The organism is Pelosinus sp. IPA-1, from assembly GCF_030269905.1.
Classification (GTDB): domain Bacteria; phylum Bacillota; class Negativicutes; order DSM-13327; family DSM-13327; genus Pelosinus.
In genome coordinates this window covers 76,561-92,693 of the sequence record NZ_BSVC01000006.1, presented here as the reverse complement: position 1 = coordinate 92,693, position 16,133 = coordinate 76,561, and the positions used below count along the sequence as shown (strand labels likewise).

The following is a 16,133-nucleotide window of genomic DNA, read 5'->3' as shown; positions in this document are numbered from 1 at the left end:
CCCCTCAACAGCTCGCAATCACCGTTTTTTTTACTTCGCTTTGTTTACCTCCTCAAAAAACTCTTCTTCTGTCTCTTTGACTACCAGTTCATCGTTTATATAACCGAAAAATTTTCCTTCATGCTGACCACATTCACCAATACATTCCACTTCTAAATTTCCTGGTACCAATTCCTCTAGCTTATCAATGTCTACATCTGTACAGTTAGGGCAAACTCGTATCATAGTATCTCCTCCATTATATTTGTAGTTTTAAATCTCTAGGTTAGCATTTCCAGGCTTTAATAATTCATGCAAAAAACAGTGGTAAATATTGAGTTATTTGGATTATGTAAACATAAAAAAGCGCTCTAAGCTGGATTGCATTTTTGCATCCATTTTAGAGCGCTCCAAATAAAATTCATGACTAAGGTTTTGTATAAGCGGGTACAGAATAAGCGTACAATTCTTTTTCTATGTCTACATATCCAGGGGCATATAAAAACACAGAATCATCAATTCGCTGTACATTGCCGTCTACTATATAACATACACCATTCATAAAATCTTTAATAGCATGCTGCATTTCTATATCTATACCTGTAAAATTAATCACAACTGCCATATTTTCTTTTAGATGATTTGCATACACACAGACATCATCATATGTTGCTGGCGAAGCTACCACCACTTGTAAAGAAGCTGGTTCATTGCTATGTACCTGCAAATTTGCAGATTTACGAGCACGTGCTGTATCCAATTCCGACACAACCTTCCCTTGCGTAGCCACTTCTTCCAGTGGCATCAAATAATTTGTCAGCTTATCAATCAATCTAAGCCCCATTATTTTTGCCCCTCCAGATCTTTTCTAAATCATTTAACCAAAACTTCCATGTATGCTTTACATTCGACATGTTAGTAAAGATTCCTGCATTACCCTCATCTTTTTTATATGATTTACGACATTTTTGGTCACAAGCGTAAAAAAGCGCCCACAAAGGGCGCTTTTTTTACTTATATTTATATAAATTAGCCATTTTTACGTTCTCTACCACGTTGGGTACGACTCAAAATTGCTTTACGCAGACGAATACTCTTAGGAGTAACTTCTACTAGCTCATCTTTGTTAATATACTCTAAGGCTTGTTCTAAGCTTAGGATGCGTGGTGCAGTTAAACGTAATGCTTCATCGGAGGCGCTAGTACGCATATTTGTAACATTTTTCTTCTTACAAGGATTTACATCCATATCCATTTCTCTAGTATTTTCACCGATAATACTGCCTTCATATACCGTTTGACCAGGTACTATGAATAAGGTCCCTCTATCTTGTACACCAAAAATACCATACCCTGTTGTTTCACCTGCTTCAAAAGCAACTAAGGCGCCACGATTACGTCCAGGAATATCACCTTTATAAGGCGCATAACCATGGAATAAGTGATGCATGATACCATTACCTTTGGTAGCAGTCAAAAACTCTGAACGGAAACTAATTAGTCCACGGGCAGGAATCAAAAACTCCATCCGCAAGTATCCAGCTACTTCTGTCATGTTGACTAAATCAGCTTTACGAGTACCTAACTTCTCCATAACCGCACCCATGAATTCTTGTGGTACATCAATCGTCAAAGCTTCCATTGGCTCACAACGTTGGCCATTGATGGTTTTATAAATAACTTCTGGTTTCCCAACTTGGAATTCAAAGCCTTCGCGACGCATGGTTTCGATCAAGATCGATAGATGTAATTCACCACGACCCATTACTTCAAAAGTATCGGCACTTTCAGTTTCTCTGACCTGCAAACTCACGTTGGTTTCAACTTCTCTAAATAAACGATCACGTAAATGTCTAGTCGTTATAAATTGTCCTTCCCGTCCAGCAAGAGGACTATTATTAACACTAAAGGTCATCGCTAATGTAGGTTCATCAATATCAATCATTGGCAATGCTTCAGGATTTTCTGTATCTGCAATGGTCTCGCCAATGTTAACATCATCAAGCCCAGTAATTGCAACAATATCTCCTAGAGCTACATCTTGAACTTCTGTACGTTTTAATCCTTGGTAAGTATAAAGACGACCAATTTTCGCTTTCTTTTGTTCATCGCCATTTAATACTAAAACCTGCTGGCCGCTACTAGCTCTGCCACGAATTACACGGCCGATTGCAATACGTCCCACATAATCATCATAATCTAGGGTAGTGACCATGATTTGCAGTGGTCCATCAATCTCTCCTTGAGGAGCAGGAATTTCAGAAACCAACAATTCAAATAGAGGCTCTAAATTGTCACTTTCATCTTCCATTTTTAATTTAGCAATACCCGCTCTTGCTGCAGTATACACTACTTTAAACTCTAATTGTTCATCAGTAGCATCTAGTTCCATAAATAATTCAAAAACTTCATCTGCAACATCCTTAACACGTTGGTCAGGACGGTCAATTTTATTAATTACAACAATCGGTTTTAATTTTTGCTCTAATGCTTTTTTCAAAACATATTTCGTTTGAGGCATAGGACCTTCAAAGGAATCTACTAATAGTAAAACCCCATCAACCATATTCAATACCCGCTCTACTTCGCCACCAAAATCAGCATGTCCAGGAGTATCCACAATGTTAATTTTTACGTCGCCATGCATAATCGCAGTATTTTTTGACAGGATTGTAATACCCCGTTCACGTTCAAGATCATTAGAATCCATTACTCGTTCGGCTACAGTTTCATTAGCGCGGAACACTCCGCTTTGTCTTAGCATTGCATCTACCAAAGTTGTTTTACCATGGTCAACGTGGGCAATAATGGCCACGTTGCGTAAGTCTGTACGTTTCATCAATTTAAGCCCTCCTACAAAATAAACAAAGAAAGGATGCGTTTTCTACTGCACCCTTTTATTTTCGCATACAAACCACTATATTATACTGTGGTCTTGATGTCAATTACTAATTATTAAAATTTAACAATATATTTACGAATAAACGCCAAAGATACAATGCTTTTGTAGCAGTTTTGTATCTTTGACGCTCAAAAAATACTATTTAAAAACTTTGCAATTCTTTTATTACTTACCCAAATGACTTTGTAACTTCTCTATGCTACTCATAAGCTCTGTAATCTTATGATTGTCAGCACTTCCAATTTGTTCGAGTTGTTTTCGATATTCTGCGTATTCCCGATCGAGTAATTCTAGGTAATCATGCAATTGTTTTACTGCTGGGTCGACCACTTTAGCCTCATTAATTTCCCAAAGTGCTCCATCTAACACTGCAACATCACCATAATTAGGAATATAAGTACTAACGTCTAGCTTCTCTTTGATTACTTTGGCAAAAGGCTCTGACATTTCTGGTTCCCCGTGTACCAAAAAGATATTCGTGGCCTTTCTCTTAAAGTAAGATAACCAGTTTAATAGTTGTCCCTGGTCAGCGTGAGCAGAGAAACCATCTAACCGATGAATCGTGGCCTTCACACTGATTTCTTCCCCTAAAATCTTCACCTTGCTGGCACCTTCTACCAAACGACGCCCTAAGCTACCTTGCGCCTGATAACCTACAAATAGCACGGTAGACTCTGGGCGCCAGAGATTGTGTTTAAGATGATGGAGAATACGTCCAGCATCACACATGCCACTAGCCGAAATAATAATTGCAGGCTGGTCCAAATTATTTAAAGCTTTGGATTCATCCGCAGTTTTTGTAAATCGCAATTGTGGCATATGAAGTGGATTATCATGATCCTTAAACAGCATTTCTTTGGCTTCGTTATCATAATCTTGGGTATTACGCAAGAAAATATCAGTAGCAGATATGGCTAAGGGACTATCAATGATAACAGGTATATCTGTAATTTTCCCGGCCTTTAAAAGATTGTGTAAATAATATAAAAGAGTTTGTGTACGGCCTACAGCAAAAGAAGGAATTATAATATTTCCTCCACGGGCTACGCTTGTATTGATAATCGTCGCCAAATGTTCTTCTTTATCATAGTCCTCATGCAAACGATTCCCATAGGTAGATTCGACAATGATATAATCAGCCTCATCAATAAAGGTTGGATCTTTAATTATAGGTTGATTTGGTTGCCCCAGATCACCAGAAAACAGTAGCTTCGTTGTTTTTCCATCTTCTGAAACCATAACTTCCAACATAGCAGATCCTAAAATATGCCCCGCATCTCTAAAACGCACTGTAACATTAGGCGCTATAACTAACTCACTATCATAATCGACCGGGGAAAAATGTTTTAAGCAAGCATAAGCATCATCAATTGAATATAAAGGCTCTACAGGCTTTTTACCGGCCCTTTTACCTTTACGATTCGCAATCTCAGCATCAAATTCTTGAATGTGAGCACTATCAGGCAACATAATTCCACAAAGTTCATTTGTAACTCGTGTTGCATGAATTGTACCTTTAAATCCAGCCTTACACAGCTTGGGCAATAGTCCACTATGATCAATATGCGCATGTGTTAACAATACGCAATCAATGGATGCAGGATCATATGGGAAATCACGCCTATTAAAAGCTGTGATTGTTTTTGAACCTTGAAACATTCCGCAGTCTACCAAGATTCTTTGTGTACCTACTTCCAATAAATAGGACGAGCCTGTTACGATTTTTGCTGCTCCCAAAAAAGTTATTTTCATATTGCTCTCCCCCTTCTTACCTGCTATCAGTATATTTCGACAATTAGTAAAAAAATCCTGCTACCCTGTTCCATTGGCAAGTAAAGACTTAGCTTACGCTAAGTCTTTACTTATTCTTCTCCTAAGATACGTACTTCAGGATGTAACATAACACCTGAATGTTCGTATACACGGCGTTGCACTTCTTCAATTAACAGTAAAACATCTTCTGCTGTTGCACCACCAGCATTAATAACAAAACCAGCATGTTTCATTGATACTTGTGCTCCGCCAACTTGAAAGCCCTTTAATCCAGCCTGCTCAATTAGCGTCCCCGCAAAATAGCCTGTAGGGCGCTTAAATGTACTGCCAGCACTAGGCATTTCCAATGGCTGCTTGGTCTCACGTTTTACAGTATAGTCATCCATTTTCTGGACAATCATGGGTTTTTCTTGCACATGCAGCTTCAATTCTACTTCACAAATAATACAACCATTATCCTGAAATATACTATGACGATAGCCAAAAGCAAGTTCTGATGACGTATAGTGACGTATGGTACCATCTGCACAAACACCTGAAACCCCAGTAACAACTTGGCACATTTCACCTGAATAAGCACCAGCATTCATAAAGACGGCACCACCAATACTACCAGGGATTCCGATTGCAAACTCCATACCACCTAACCCACAGCTAGCAGCATAGGAAGATACATCCGCTAACATAGCACCTGCTCCAGCGATGACCGTGGATCCTTCGTTTCTAATATTAGACATTTCACTGCCAAACTTCAATACTAGCCCCTTAATCCCTTTATCAAGCACTAATATATTAGAACCATTTCCCAAGATTGTGACTGGTATCTCAAATTGTTTCGAGATGAGCATAATAGCGGATATTTCGTCCATAGTGGCTGGAAAAACCAAGTAATCAGCTGGGCCGCCTATCTTAAACGTTGTATGCTTTGATAATGGCTCATTTAGCAAGAGCCGTGCAGGGGGAATGACTTTATTAAGTTCTAATAAAATCTCCTCAGAATGATCATTTCTTCTCAAAAAAATCCATTCCTTCAGCTACAGAATCACCTAAAATTTTATAGATATCAGCCACTAAACGCTGAAACTTCATATATGACTGCATAAATGCAGATGCTTTGCTGTTGCCAATAATAAGCTGATACATTTTTTGTATTTCTTCTGTTTTTGTCTTGTCTTCGGGTTTACCACCCATCATTTCATATTCTAATTCCATTTGTTTTGCAATAAATTCTTTTACCATCTTTTTAGCTGTCTCATCGGTGTCTATACCTTTTTTTACTGCCATAAATTCTGTATATTCTGGTGACTCCTTTATTGCACGCACCAAATCATGAGTTTTATCGTAAATATTCACATTCTACCTCCTGTTTTATAATATGCTAAATACACCCAATTCATACATTATACAATATTTATCTTATAATAGTACAGATATTGTCTGGTAAATACAATATCATTTTGTATTTACCAGGGATAGATATAATTCTTGCATAGCCTTTGCGTCTATTGCTTGCGTACCTGCTGATTCGCAAATCACTCGCGGTGTAAAACCACGTTTCGCACACAAAGTAATTAAGGGTTGATGAGGAGGACCAAAATCATCAGCAAAAGTCCAGTGACGCTTTTCTCCGCCTTTGGTAAACTCAATGCGACTAAAATGAATATGTAATTGTTTCGCTACTTCTGCACCTAATTTTTCACCAATGATGTCAAAAACACTTTCAAATTCTGATTCTGTAATATACTGCCCACCTGAGACTGCATGTAAATGCCCAAAATCTACGGTAGGCGTAACCCATTTAGACATAGAACAAATGTCTATCACTTCTTCTAATGATCCCAATTGATTTTGTTTTCCCATGGTTTCTGGACAAAGATTGATGCCAGTGAATCCTCTTTGTTCCATGAGTTCTAATACGGCACTAAAAGCATGTTTCACTCGCTGCATTGCGGCTGTACGTGTTTGCTTTCCTGGTCCTCCCATATGAAAAACAATACGATCCGCCCCCATCCAACGGGCGACCTCTAATGATTTTATAAAATGGTTTTGTGTATTGGCAGTAATTTTCTCATCTTCTGTAGCCAAACTAATGAAATAGGGCGCATGAATACTTAGCTTTATTCCATATTTTGCCGCCTGACTTCCAATTTCTCTGGCTGTTTCTTCTTTTATATGTACTCCTCGACTACATTGATATTCATAGGCAGTAAGTTTTTGTTTACCTAGCCAAGCAGGCATATCTACTGACGCCTTATAGCCAGCTTCATAAAACGCATCTGGATTACCTGCAGAACCAAAGATAGCATACAACTTTCATCACCGTCCTTTCTTACTGTAATGAATACGCTCGGTTCTTTACTTTAAATTTACAAACTGTTGTTGACGAAGGGCTTCGTATACAACGATTGCTGCAGCATTCGATAAATTAAGCGATCTCGCATCATTCACCATAGGAATCCGAATGCAGTTTTCTGTATTCTCTGCCAATAATGCTTCCGGCAGACCAGCTGTTTCCTTCCCGAAAACTAAAAAATCATCTGGCATATACTGAATGTCGGTATAATGTTTATCCGCTTTTGTCGTATTAAAGTAGAAATTATGCCCTTTATATAATTCTACCACTTCAGCAAAGTTTTCATGACAAGATACTTTTACTAAATTCCAATAATCAAGACCGGCACGTTTCAAATACTTATCCTCAATCGAAAAACCCAATGGTTTAACTAAATGCAGTTCGCTATTTGTTGCTGCACACAATCGAGCTATATTACCAGTATTACCAGGAATTTCAGGTTCAACTAAAACAATATGCATGATTAACACCTCTATTATATCTTTACCAAATATTTAACTCTTAAAAAGAATTCCACAGATTAAAATCAAAATCCTACCTGTAAAGGTAGGATAGATATTCTCGTTCTTAACTGTGTATCAAACGAGGAATGCAATGTACACAGACCCAATCACTTTCTCCCTTAGATTTAATCGGTAGTAAAGGTCGATCATTCTCCGTTACACCACATAAAGAACATTTCATAATATGATGAAATTCTGGTCGATTGGCGATGGCCCTTTTATGTTCTTCCACCGCACGTTCATCAAAGTCTTCAGAGATGCGCTCCTCAGTAGTCAAGGCTCCTGTTGGACATACGCCCAAGCAATAACCTGCACCGTCACACAACTCCTCGCGAAGAACTCGCGCCTTGCCATTATAAATCTCAATAGCTCCTTCCGCACAGGGAGAAACACATTTGCCACAACCAGTACATAACTCATCACTAATTTTAACAATTTTTCTAGTAACCTTTGCCATACCCATCCCTACCTTAGAATATATTTTTTACTATATCAATTTTTTGTTTTATATAGTCTGCTTTTTCGCCTTTTCTGGATATACATACATCATAAATACCATGATGATAATTGTCAAAACAATTCCTGTAGATTGGGCATTCAATATTCCTATTCCCTTCCCTCCATTGCCAAACTGTAATACTACCGTAGTCAATACACCTGTAATAGCGCATAAAAAAGCTGCTGTCGTAGAAGGCCTGCGAGAAAACAAGCCAAACAATAAAGGTGCTGTCAGCGACACTGACATTAATGAATAAAATATAGATAATGCTGTAATGATATTTGGCAAAAGCAGGGCAATACCAATACCAAGTACTCCAGCTACTGCTGTTACAATGCGGCTCATCTTTAATAATTTTTCATCTGAGATGTCAGGCTTAATGAAGGTTTTATACAAGTCCTTTGTAAAAGACGTAGTAATCATATATAAAACTGCATCTGCCGCACTTACTTCCGCGGAAAAAATAGCTGCTAAGGCAAACGCCGAGGCCCAAAAAGGCATAAACTCTTTCATCACAATAGGCATTGCCAATTCCCTTTCTGATAGGTTAGGAAATGCAGCAAAAGCACACATTCCTAATATTACGGGAACTATGGCGAAACCAAACTGTACCAAAGCATTAAGGGCTGTGCCTAGCCTTACAGTAGCTACATCTCTCGCTCCATAAACTTTACCAATTAGCCCTGGAGAAATAAAAAAAGAGGGAGTCAACATCAAAAAGTAACCTATTATCATCGAAATCCCCATACCATCAAAACTCATGTACACATCTGCCTGGCCTTGTTCAGCAAAATTTTGGGCAACTAAGGTAGTCATACCATCCCAACCACCTACATAATGCAAAGCAAAGGGTACTGCCAAGAAAAAGCCAATAAATTTTACTACAATTTGGATACCATTTACAACAGTTGCTGCAAGAAGCCCTCCTGCGCCAAAATACAAGACAACCACAATCGCACCAACCAAAATTCCCACTGTCTTACTAGTCCCCGCAACAGCTGTTAAAATCCAGGCAATTCCCATTAACTGCCCTGAAAAAATGGCAATCGTTCCAAGAGCCATCATAAGAGATATCAGTCCACGAAAATTTTGATTGTAACGATGATCAAGATAATCCCCTAATGTATATAGATCATACTTTTTTGCCACTTGCCAGATAGCTGGCCCAACAGCAAATGCTAATATCACAGATCCTACAGCAGAAGATGCGATCCACCACCATGCAGAAATCCCAAATTTGTAACCTACTCCAGCCACACCAACAGTGGACCCAGCGCCAATATTGGGAGCAATCAGAGTTGTAAAGAGCAGCGCAGGCCCTAATTTTCTCCCTGCAACGAAAAAATCAGAAACGCCTTTTACTTTTTTTGTTGCAATAAACCCCACGGCAACCAAAACACATGCATATGCAACAATCGCTAATAAATATGGATTCATCAACACTTTCTCCTTTTTTCACAACAAATAACCTAAAGTTTTGATACTAGCTGTACAATCAAAACTTTAGGCATTGTAAACTGCAATAAATATACTATATTATTTCATACAAATCAACATAATCGCCATATCATGGTTAACTTCTTCATTTTGAACATTACCAAAAAGTTTAAAAATGATATCAAAAAAATCACTAGGGTTTTCTTTTATAATTTGCTGATAGGTTATAAAATGATTTGCCAAATCATCGTATACTCCCAAGCTATCCTTAAAAGATCTATCTTCAAGCAATCCATCCGTATAGGCCATAATGACATCATCTGATTCCAATCCAATAGTATATAAGCTATAAGCTTCATTATCTTCCATACCCAAAGGGAAATTACTTTCTCGCAAAATTTGTACTGTTTTATCTTTAGCTCGAAACACCATAGGATAAGGCTGCCCCGCATTAGAATAGGATAAAGTGTTATCATGAATCTTACCAACAAACGCAGTTAATGAGTAATTGCTTTGGGTAATTTTATAAAAAGTTTGATTCATCCACTTAAGCACTTTCTCGGGAGATTGAATAAATTGGGCGCAATGATGAAACTCAACTTTTAGCATCGATGACAACATCGCTGCCGATACACCATATCCTGAAACATCTGCCATGATGAACCATATATCTTCGCCAATTTGAAAAGATTCATAAAAGTCACCACCAATTTCTTGGGATGGAATATATTTGCCATACATGGTAGCACTAGACATGTCCTGTTTTTCCTTGAGCATCGACTGTTGAAACAAATTAGCCATCAACAGCTCTAGTTTCATTTTCTCGTTTAACGTTCGGATTGTTTTTTGTTGGTCATAGCTAATCAGTGCATTTTTAACCTTCATAGGTAAAATCACATTCATTTCTTTCGGCTTTAAAGGTTTGGTAAAGTAATCATAAGCTCCAAGTGTAAGGGCTTTACTGATACTGTCAATATCATCAATCGCCGAATATACAATTACGGGAATATCTTTAAAATCCTTTTCCTGCTTCATGTCATGTAATACTTCAAATCCATCCTTTAACGGCATCATCAAGTCAAGAATAATTAAACTAATTTCCTGCCCTGCGATTATATCTAACGCCTGTATCCCGTTTTCAGCATCAATAAATGTTACTTCATCCATGCCTTTTAAGGCTTCCCTCAGGATTGTCCGGTTAAATAGGACGTCGTCCACAATTAGGATATTGTACCCCATACACTCACCTATCCTTTTAATTATTCCCTATTGTAACATAACTACTTTACTACATAAATTTCTGTATCCCTCAAGGAGCACTGGTAAAATACACTATCGATAAGACTTACAACACGGCATCCCATTTTTCCTGCTTATATTAATAGACGTTTATTAAATTTCGACATTCTTTTTGTTTTGGCGATAGGTTAACAAATCGATAAAAGCTTCTAGCCGCGTGTTAACTCCCTCTTCACCAGATTGTTCATCAAAGGCTAAAGACAACACGGGAATATTAAAGTCTCTACTTACCTGTGGCAAAATATTTTTAGCAACAATCTCGGGCATGCAGGTAAAAGGAAATAGATGAACAATTCCATCGAATTTATTTTGAGCATGTTGTATCGTAGAGCCAATGCTTTTTATCCCATGCCCGCCCACATAATGTCCAAGATAGGGCTTGGCTAAACTCAGCATATTCTCATATGGTTTAAAATATTTTTTCTTTTTTAATAAATGTATCCGTACATAATCAGTGAGTGACATGGTTTTATAAACTTCAATTCCCATATAACCCAATTTCCTTATTATATCCTGGTTGATAAAGGGCTCCAACACAAGGAAAATCTCTCCTACTATGCCAATTGTCAGAGATCTACCTTCAGATTTCGTTTCAATAGCCTGAAGTTTTTCTTTTACTGTTAAGCTATAGGATGCCAGTTCATCAATACTACACTCCATATCAATGTAATCTTGAGCTTGCTGCCAAATAGAATCGACCTGTCCTCTTAGCTTTTCCTTTGGGCGCACCTTATTAACAACATGTTCAATATCATCTAATGCGTTCATTTTAGCACCCGCTAAACAAAACGCTTGATAAATTTCACGCCAACTTAATTTAGGGGCTATTGTGCCCAGTGATTTCATAACCGAGAAAATATTAGGTTCGATAATTATCATTTCAAACTGATACCCTAAGTCAGTTAAAATTTGTTTTTGCAGTATTCCATAGTACCCTAATCGACATGGCCCTACTCCGCCACATGTGACGATAGTATCTGCCCCCTGTTCTAAAGCTTCAATAAAATTACCCAGCGTTATTTTGAAGGGAATGCAGACTGTTTCCGGCGAATGCTTTACGCCCAAGTCTAATGTCTTTCTTGTAGTTGGTGGTGGCGGTAAAACATCAACACCAAGGCCTTTAAACAAACTTGTTAAAGTAACGTGCATCGTCCCCATTTGTGGAAAGGTAATTACCATTCTAAGACCTCCATGTAAGCATATCGACAAAAGCTTCTAGTCTTGTGACAAAAGCATTTTCCCCTGTATGCTCATCTACCGTCAATAACATACAAGGAATTTCTGCTGTCTGAGCCTGCTGTTTTATTATTTCCACCATTAAGGAGTCCGGCCCGCAGGCAAAAGAGGTGATTACAATCATACCATCTATAGTTTTTTCTTGAGTCAGCATTACCTGTGCTGCTCCTACCAAATGCTGACAATAAGACCAAAAAAGTTTTTTTTCTAAGAAACTACTAGCTTTATTAGCGCAAGGGAGCTCTACCTTATCTGCAGTTAAAACGTGGACACCTAACTTTTGTAATTTTTCTAGAACATTCATGCTGATTAACGAATCATATAATATATAGGGGTGACCAATGATCCCTATCCTTTTCCCCCGCTCTGCAGTTACTTGATACCTCTTAGAAACACAGTTTTCCTTGTGGCAAAATTCTTTATAGGCTGTATTCCAAGCATATAGACTCTTTAAAGCACCCTTACCCAGTATTTCACCTACCCCAATAATGGACTGATACAATTGCCTTTTATTTTTTAATAAGCTAATATTCTCATCGATAAGTGGCGGCAAATTAGTTAAATTACTTCGTACCATATCAGTCAATCCGATTAATTCTGGGCAAGTATATTGTCCTTTTGCTACGCTAACAATACGTGGCATAAATATGTAATCAACTTTTTGATGAATTTCAATAACATGACCAAAGTAAGCTTTTACAGGCAAACATACTCCATCAAGAGTACTACCACAGTTTAAAGTTTCTTTAGATGTCGGTCTAGAAGTTATCATCTCGGCACCAAGTTTATTAAAAAAATTCCCCCACAGTTCTCCGTAGTAATAATAAAGCAGACCACGGGGCACTCCTATACGTACTGACAAAACGAATCACTCCACTACGTTATTTTAATTCACTTATTCACCTAACACCAAACATACATACTGTTATTCGTAATAATGTTCTTATTTAAAATTTTGAATTTATTGCCAATTATAAATGCATGGCAACTGTACAATACTATTAAATGTAAGTTTATTTCGGTACAAAAAGGAGGATTTGTCATGACTGTACAAAAAGATTTGCAAAAAGCAGTTGCTGCCGCTGAATCTGCAAAAGGAACCTATGCCTCATTTGCTCAATCCACTGATGACCAAACAGCAAAACAACTATTTACACAAATGTCTCAGGATATGGACCAACATATCAGTCAGCTTAACAGTCGTCTTAGTGTCGCAGCCCAAAACCAATTAAACAATCAAGCAGAATAATCCAACGACCATAAGGGGGTAATTTTTATTACTCCCTTATTAGTTATTCCATTTACCACATTTATCTCCCCAGAAGGAAGCAGTTTTATTATTTATTTTTAGTTCCACTATTTCACATGAATTAGGGCAGCCGTCGCATTCAAAACTACGAGGCGTATATTGGTAATCGATAATATCAAATCCACGAAAGGCAGTATTATTCTGATCCTTCACTTTTTCTTTTGCTAGCACCGCAGCTCCTAGAGCCCCCATTACATTATAATAAGGTGGTATAATTACCTCACAACCAAGGGCCTCTTCAAAGGCTCTCTTCATTCCTTTATTAGCAGCTACCCCTCCTTGAAACAGTATGGGCCCTTGAATAGGCTTCCCTTTTCCTACATTATTTAGATAATTTCGCACTAAAGCATGACACAAGCCACTTAAAATATCTGAAATTTGATGACCCGTTTGCTGTTTGTGGATCATATCAGATTCGGCAAATACTGCACAGCGACCAGCAACTCGAACAGGTGATGTTGATTCAAACGCTCGAGTACCAAATTCCTCAATAGGCAGATTTAATCTCGCAGCCTGCTGATCTAAAAAAGATCCTGTACCCGCAGCACAAACTGTATTCATGGCAAAGTCCGTTACTATACCATTGCGTATAATGATTATTTTCGAATCCTGACCACCAATCTCTATTACCGTTTGTACATCAGGTATGCTATGTAAAGCTGCTACAGCATGGGCCGTTATTTCATTTTTAATACAATCCGCACCAACTATAATCCCCGTCATTTGTCGACCACTGCCAGTAGCTCCCACCCCTTTTACAATTATATTCGTATTGCGCTTATAAATCGTTGCAAGTCCATTTTGTACTGCATCAATTGGTCTACCTTGGGTACGAATATATAAAGAGTCTTTCAGTTCTCCTGCTTGATCAATTGTTACAATATTAGTGCTAACCGAGCCTACATCAATACCTAAAAATACTTCCATTTTTACCCTCCTAATCCCTTAACCCTACTATTATGTACATAATCCAAAAAAAAATATACATTTATTACCTTCCATTTTACTTCAACCCCATTTTTAGGCTCTCACTTATATATTTGTTCTTATTTTAGCCTTCTCTTTCGTTGTTCTACCTTTTTGCTGAAGAACGTTCGAGAGCTTTACAATAAATAAATCCCTGGCAATGTTGCCAGGGATTTATTTATTGTAAAGCCCTCTCTTCTGCAGGTATACGAACATTTAAGAGTAACCACCCGTTGAATACGGTAGCAGTACCCGCGGTTATTACTGCATCAAACAAAAGGGGCACAGCAATTAATTCGATAGCTACAGCCACATAGTTAGGATGTTTTATAAATTTATAGGGACCTTTTGAAACAAGTGGCCTTCCAGGAATAACAAGGATGCGAGTATTCCAAAAACGTCCAAGACTTACTATACACCAGTACCTTATTCCTTGGGCAATAATAAATAAACTAAGCCATAAAAACCATAATTCACTTATATTGTGCCCATATAAACTAACTTCTAATACCCAGCCAAGTAGCCATCCTCCATGCAAAACAAAAAACCAAGGATAATGTTCTTTTCCAAATTCTTGCGCACCAGATTCTAATGCCCACTTACGATTCTTCTTCGCAATATAAAGTTCTACTGTACGCTGGATAAGTAATAATATAACCATAAGCCAAACACATTGCCCTACCATTTAAACACGACCTGTTCTGCACTAAATCCTGGCCCTAGTGCCAGTAATATTCCATAATACCCCATTCTGGGGGTCTTCGCCATAAACCTATCTAAAACAAATAGCACGGATACACTAGACATATTCCCATAATCCCTTAATATCTCATGTGCATATAATAATTGATCCTTTTTTATCTGAAGGCTTTCCTGATATGCATCCAAAACTTTTACACCACCGGGATGCACAATATAATGGTGAATTGCCGATTGATCAACTTCCCATTTATCACAGGCGCTTTTTACCAACTCTGGCAGATGACGACGAACGATACTAGGAATATCTCGAGAAAATCGTACTTTTAGCCCTGAATCAACCAGTTCCCATCCCATGATGTCTTCCGAATTAGAAAATAAGGTACTGTAGTTACCTAGGACAACTGGACCACTGTCTTCACCCATAGATAGTAAAACCGCTGCTGCTCCGTCCCCAAAGAGACTCGTACCAACTACATTGGCTTTCGAATAATCATTTCTTTGGAAAGTAAGACTGCAAAGTTCAACAGCTACCAATAACACTGCTTTTCCAGTAAAATGATAAGCCAATTCACTAGCACGTGCCAAACCAGCTACACCTCCACCGCAGCCGAGCCCCCAAATAGGCAGTCTTCCGGTGTGAGGTGATAATCCTAACCGCTGAATCAGCTTTGCATCTAAGGTTGGGGTTGCAATTCCCGTTGACGAAACAAATAAGACCATACCAATATCCATAGGCTGAATATTAGCCTTCGTCATAGCTTGTAAAGCCGCTTCTTCTGAAAGGTCCAATGCCACTTTTTCGTATACTTGATTTGCTTCTGCAAAGGTATGAGGAGTACTATACCACTCTAAAGGCTGAGATAAATACCTAGTTTTAATACAACTATTTTCAAATACTGGAAGCAAACGCTCAAGATTGTCCATATGAGAACGGAAAATACTAGTGGCAAATTGTTTTATTTCCTGCTGCTGTAACGTATAGTTTGGAACCGCTGTCCCAATCGCCAATATCTGGGGAGCCCCCATCTGATCTTCACCACCAGTTTTTTATTTCGCTACTAACAAACTATTAAAAAATAACTAGAAAAATACCATATTTATCATCTCTTATAAAAGAAATGACTAGAAACGTACTCTTTGTGAATTTGATTGGCTGGAGAGAATATGAATAGGACC

The 16,133-nt window shown here is 38.1% G+C and carries 17 protein-coding genes; 1 reads left to right on the top strand and 16 read right to left on the bottom strand.

Features of this window, described 5'->3' with window-relative positions:
• Positions 1–30 precede the first annotated feature (30 nt).
• The 13 genes from QSJ81_RS15350 to QSJ81_RS15290 all read right to left on the bottom strand — a co-directional run bounded on the left by QSJ81_RS15350 (position 31) and on the right by QSJ81_RS15290 (position 12,842).
• Positions 31–225 carry a hypothetical protein gene (locus QSJ81_RS15350; RefSeq protein WP_285718245.1) on the bottom strand — a complete coding sequence of 65 codons (195 nt, stop codon included), beginning with the start codon at positions 223–225 and terminating at the stop codon, positions 31–33.
• Positions 226–406: 181 nt separating this feature from the next.
• Positions 407–823, bottom strand: coding sequence for a cell division protein SepF (locus QSJ81_RS15345; protein ID WP_285718244.1), 417 nt, complete (start codon positions 821–823; stop codon positions 407–409).
• Positions 824–1,008: 185 nt separating this feature from the next.
• Positions 1,009–2,817 carry a translational GTPase TypA gene (gene typA / locus QSJ81_RS15340; protein ID WP_285718551.1) on the bottom strand — a complete coding sequence of 603 codons (1,809 nt, stop codon included), beginning with the start codon at positions 2,815–2,817 and terminating at the stop codon, positions 1,009–1,011.
• Between the two features lie 228 nt (positions 2,818–3,045).
• Entirely contained in the window at positions 3,046–4,632 is a 1,587-nt protein-coding gene (locus tag QSJ81_RS15335) for an MBL fold metallo-hydrolase RNA specificity domain-containing protein (RefSeq protein WP_285718243.1), read from the bottom strand.
• 110 nt (positions 4,633–4,742) lie between these two features.
• Positions 4,743–5,669, bottom strand: a complete 927-nt coding sequence (gene murB, locus QSJ81_RS15330; RefSeq protein WP_285718242.1) for a UDP-N-acetylmuramate dehydrogenase — start codon at positions 5,667–5,669, stop codon at positions 4,743–4,745.
• Positions 5,656–6,006 (bottom strand): YlbF/YmcA family competence regulator, encoded by a 351-nt coding sequence (locus QSJ81_RS15325; RefSeq protein ID WP_285718241.1) that lies wholly within the window; start codon positions 6,004–6,006, stop codon positions 5,656–5,658. The genes murB and QSJ81_RS15325 overlap by 14 nt, the downstream gene beginning before the upstream one ends.
• Before the next feature lie 99 nt (positions 6,007–6,105).
• Positions 6,106–6,963, bottom strand: a complete 858-nt coding sequence (locus QSJ81_RS15320) for a TIM barrel protein (protein WP_285718240.1) — start codon at positions 6,961–6,963, stop codon at positions 6,106–6,108.
• Between the two features lie 45 nt (positions 6,964–7,008).
• Positions 7,009–7,467 (bottom strand): tRNA (uridine(34)/cytosine(34)/5-carboxymethylaminomethyluridine(34)-2'-O)-methyltransferase TrmL, encoded by a 459-nt coding sequence (trmL, locus tag QSJ81_RS15315; RefSeq protein WP_285718239.1) that lies wholly within the window; start codon positions 7,465–7,467, stop codon positions 7,009–7,011.
• 106 nt (positions 7,468–7,573) lie between these two features.
• Positions 7,574–7,966 (bottom strand): ATP-binding protein, encoded by a 393-nt coding sequence (locus QSJ81_RS15310; protein WP_285718238.1) that lies wholly within the window; start codon positions 7,964–7,966, stop codon positions 7,574–7,576.
• A gap of 48 nt (positions 7,967–8,014) precedes the next feature.
• Complete coding sequence (locus tag QSJ81_RS15305; protein ID WP_285718237.1) at positions 8,015–9,445, bottom strand: sodium:solute symporter family protein; 1,431 nt, start codon at positions 9,443–9,445, stop codon at positions 8,015–8,017.
• 99 nt (positions 9,446–9,544) lie between these two features.
• Positions 9,545–10,684, bottom strand: a complete 1,140-nt coding sequence (locus tag QSJ81_RS15300; RefSeq protein ID WP_285718236.1) for a PP2C family protein-serine/threonine phosphatase — start codon at positions 10,682–10,684, stop codon at positions 9,545–9,547.
• 153 nt (positions 10,685–10,837) lie between these two features.
• Positions 10,838–11,923: an acyl-CoA dehydratase activase-related protein gene (locus QSJ81_RS15295; RefSeq protein WP_285718235.1), complete on the bottom strand. Its 1,086-nt coding sequence runs from the start codon at positions 11,921–11,923 to the stop codon at positions 10,838–10,840.
• 1 nt (position 11,924) lies between these two features.
• Positions 11,925–12,842 carry an acyl-CoA dehydratase activase-related protein gene (locus tag QSJ81_RS15290; RefSeq protein WP_285718234.1) on the bottom strand — a complete coding sequence of 306 codons (918 nt, stop codon included), beginning with the start codon at positions 12,840–12,842 and terminating at the stop codon, positions 11,925–11,927.
• Between the two features lie 180 nt (positions 12,843–13,022).
• Between QSJ81_RS15290 and QSJ81_RS15285 the strand changes: the two genes are divergently transcribed.
• Positions 13,023–13,229: a DUF1657 domain-containing protein gene (locus tag QSJ81_RS15285; protein ID WP_038669824.1), complete on the top strand. Its 207-nt coding sequence runs from the start codon at positions 13,023–13,025 to the stop codon at positions 13,227–13,229.
• Between the two features lie 39 nt (positions 13,230–13,268).
• Here the strand turns inward: QSJ81_RS15285 and QSJ81_RS15280 are convergent, their stop codons facing one another.
• The 3 genes from QSJ81_RS15280 to QSJ81_RS15270 all read right to left on the bottom strand — a co-directional run bounded on the left by QSJ81_RS15280 (position 13,269) and on the right by QSJ81_RS15270 (position 15,983).
• Positions 13,269–14,216, bottom strand: a complete 948-nt coding sequence (locus QSJ81_RS15280; protein WP_285718233.1) for an acyl-CoA dehydratase activase — start codon at positions 14,214–14,216, stop codon at positions 13,269–13,271.
• A 217-nt stretch (positions 14,217–14,433) separates the two neighbouring features.
• On the bottom strand, positions 14,434–14,940 hold the full coding sequence (locus QSJ81_RS15275; protein WP_285718232.1) for an isoprenylcysteine carboxyl methyltransferase family protein: 507 nt from the start codon (positions 14,938–14,940) through the stop codon (positions 14,434–14,436).
• The gene (locus QSJ81_RS15270) at positions 14,934–15,983 is read right to left on the bottom strand and encodes a type III polyketide synthase (protein WP_285718231.1); all 1,050 of its coding nucleotides are present in this window, start codon (positions 15,981–15,983) and stop codon (positions 14,934–14,936) included. The genes QSJ81_RS15275 and QSJ81_RS15270 overlap by 7 nt, the downstream gene beginning before the upstream one ends.
• Positions 15,984–16,133 lie beyond the last annotated feature (150 nt).

What these genes read in the sequence shown, in the direction of transcription:
- QSJ81_RS15350 (WP_285718245.1), bottom strand. Translation starts at nt 225, where the DNA reads ATGATACGAGTTTGCCCTAACTGTACAGATGTAGACATTGATAAGCTA.
- trmL (WP_285718239.1), bottom strand. Translation starts at nt 7,467, where the DNA reads ATGCATATTGTTTTAGTTGAACCTGAAATTCCTGGTAATACTGGTAAT.
- QSJ81_RS15285 (WP_038669824.1), top strand. Translation starts at nt 13,023, where the DNA reads ATGACTGTACAAAAAGATTTGCAAAAAGCAGTTGCTGCCGCTGAATCT.
- QSJ81_RS15345 (WP_285718244.1), bottom strand. Translation starts at nt 823, where the DNA reads ATGGGGCTTAGATTGATTGATAAGCTGACAAATTATTTGATGCCACTG.
- QSJ81_RS15270 (WP_285718231.1), bottom strand. Translation starts at nt 15,983, where the DNA reads ATGGGGGCTCCCCAGATATTGGCGATTGGGACAGCGGTTCCAAACTAT.
- QSJ81_RS15275 (WP_285718232.1), bottom strand. Translation starts at nt 14,940, where the DNA reads ATGGTAGGGCAATGTGTTTGGCTTATGGTTATATTATTACTTATCCAG.
- QSJ81_RS15300 (WP_285718236.1), bottom strand. Translation starts at nt 10,684, where the DNA reads ATGGGGTACAATATCCTAATTGTGGACGACGTCCTATTTAACCGGACA.
- QSJ81_RS15280 (WP_285718233.1), bottom strand. Translation starts at nt 14,216, where the DNA reads ATGGAAGTATTTTTAGGTATTGATGTAGGCTCGGTTAGCACTAATATT.
- typA (WP_285718551.1), bottom strand. Translation starts at nt 2,817, where the DNA reads ATGAAACGTACAGACTTACGCAACGTGGCCATTATTGCCCACGTTGAC.
- QSJ81_RS15335 (WP_285718243.1), bottom strand. Translation starts at nt 4,632, where the DNA reads ATGAAAATAACTTTTTTGGGAGCAGCAAAAATCGTAACAGGCTCGTCC.
- QSJ81_RS15295 (WP_285718235.1), bottom strand. Translation starts at nt 11,923, where the DNA reads ATGGTAATTACCTTTCCACAAATGGGGACGATGCACGTTACTTTAACA.
- QSJ81_RS15310 (WP_285718238.1), bottom strand. Translation starts at nt 7,966, where the DNA reads ATGGCAAAGGTTACTAGAAAAATTGTTAAAATTAGTGATGAGTTATGT.
- QSJ81_RS15305 (WP_285718237.1), bottom strand. Translation starts at nt 9,445, where the DNA reads ATGAATCCATATTTATTAGCGATTGTTGCATATGCATGTGTTTTGGTT.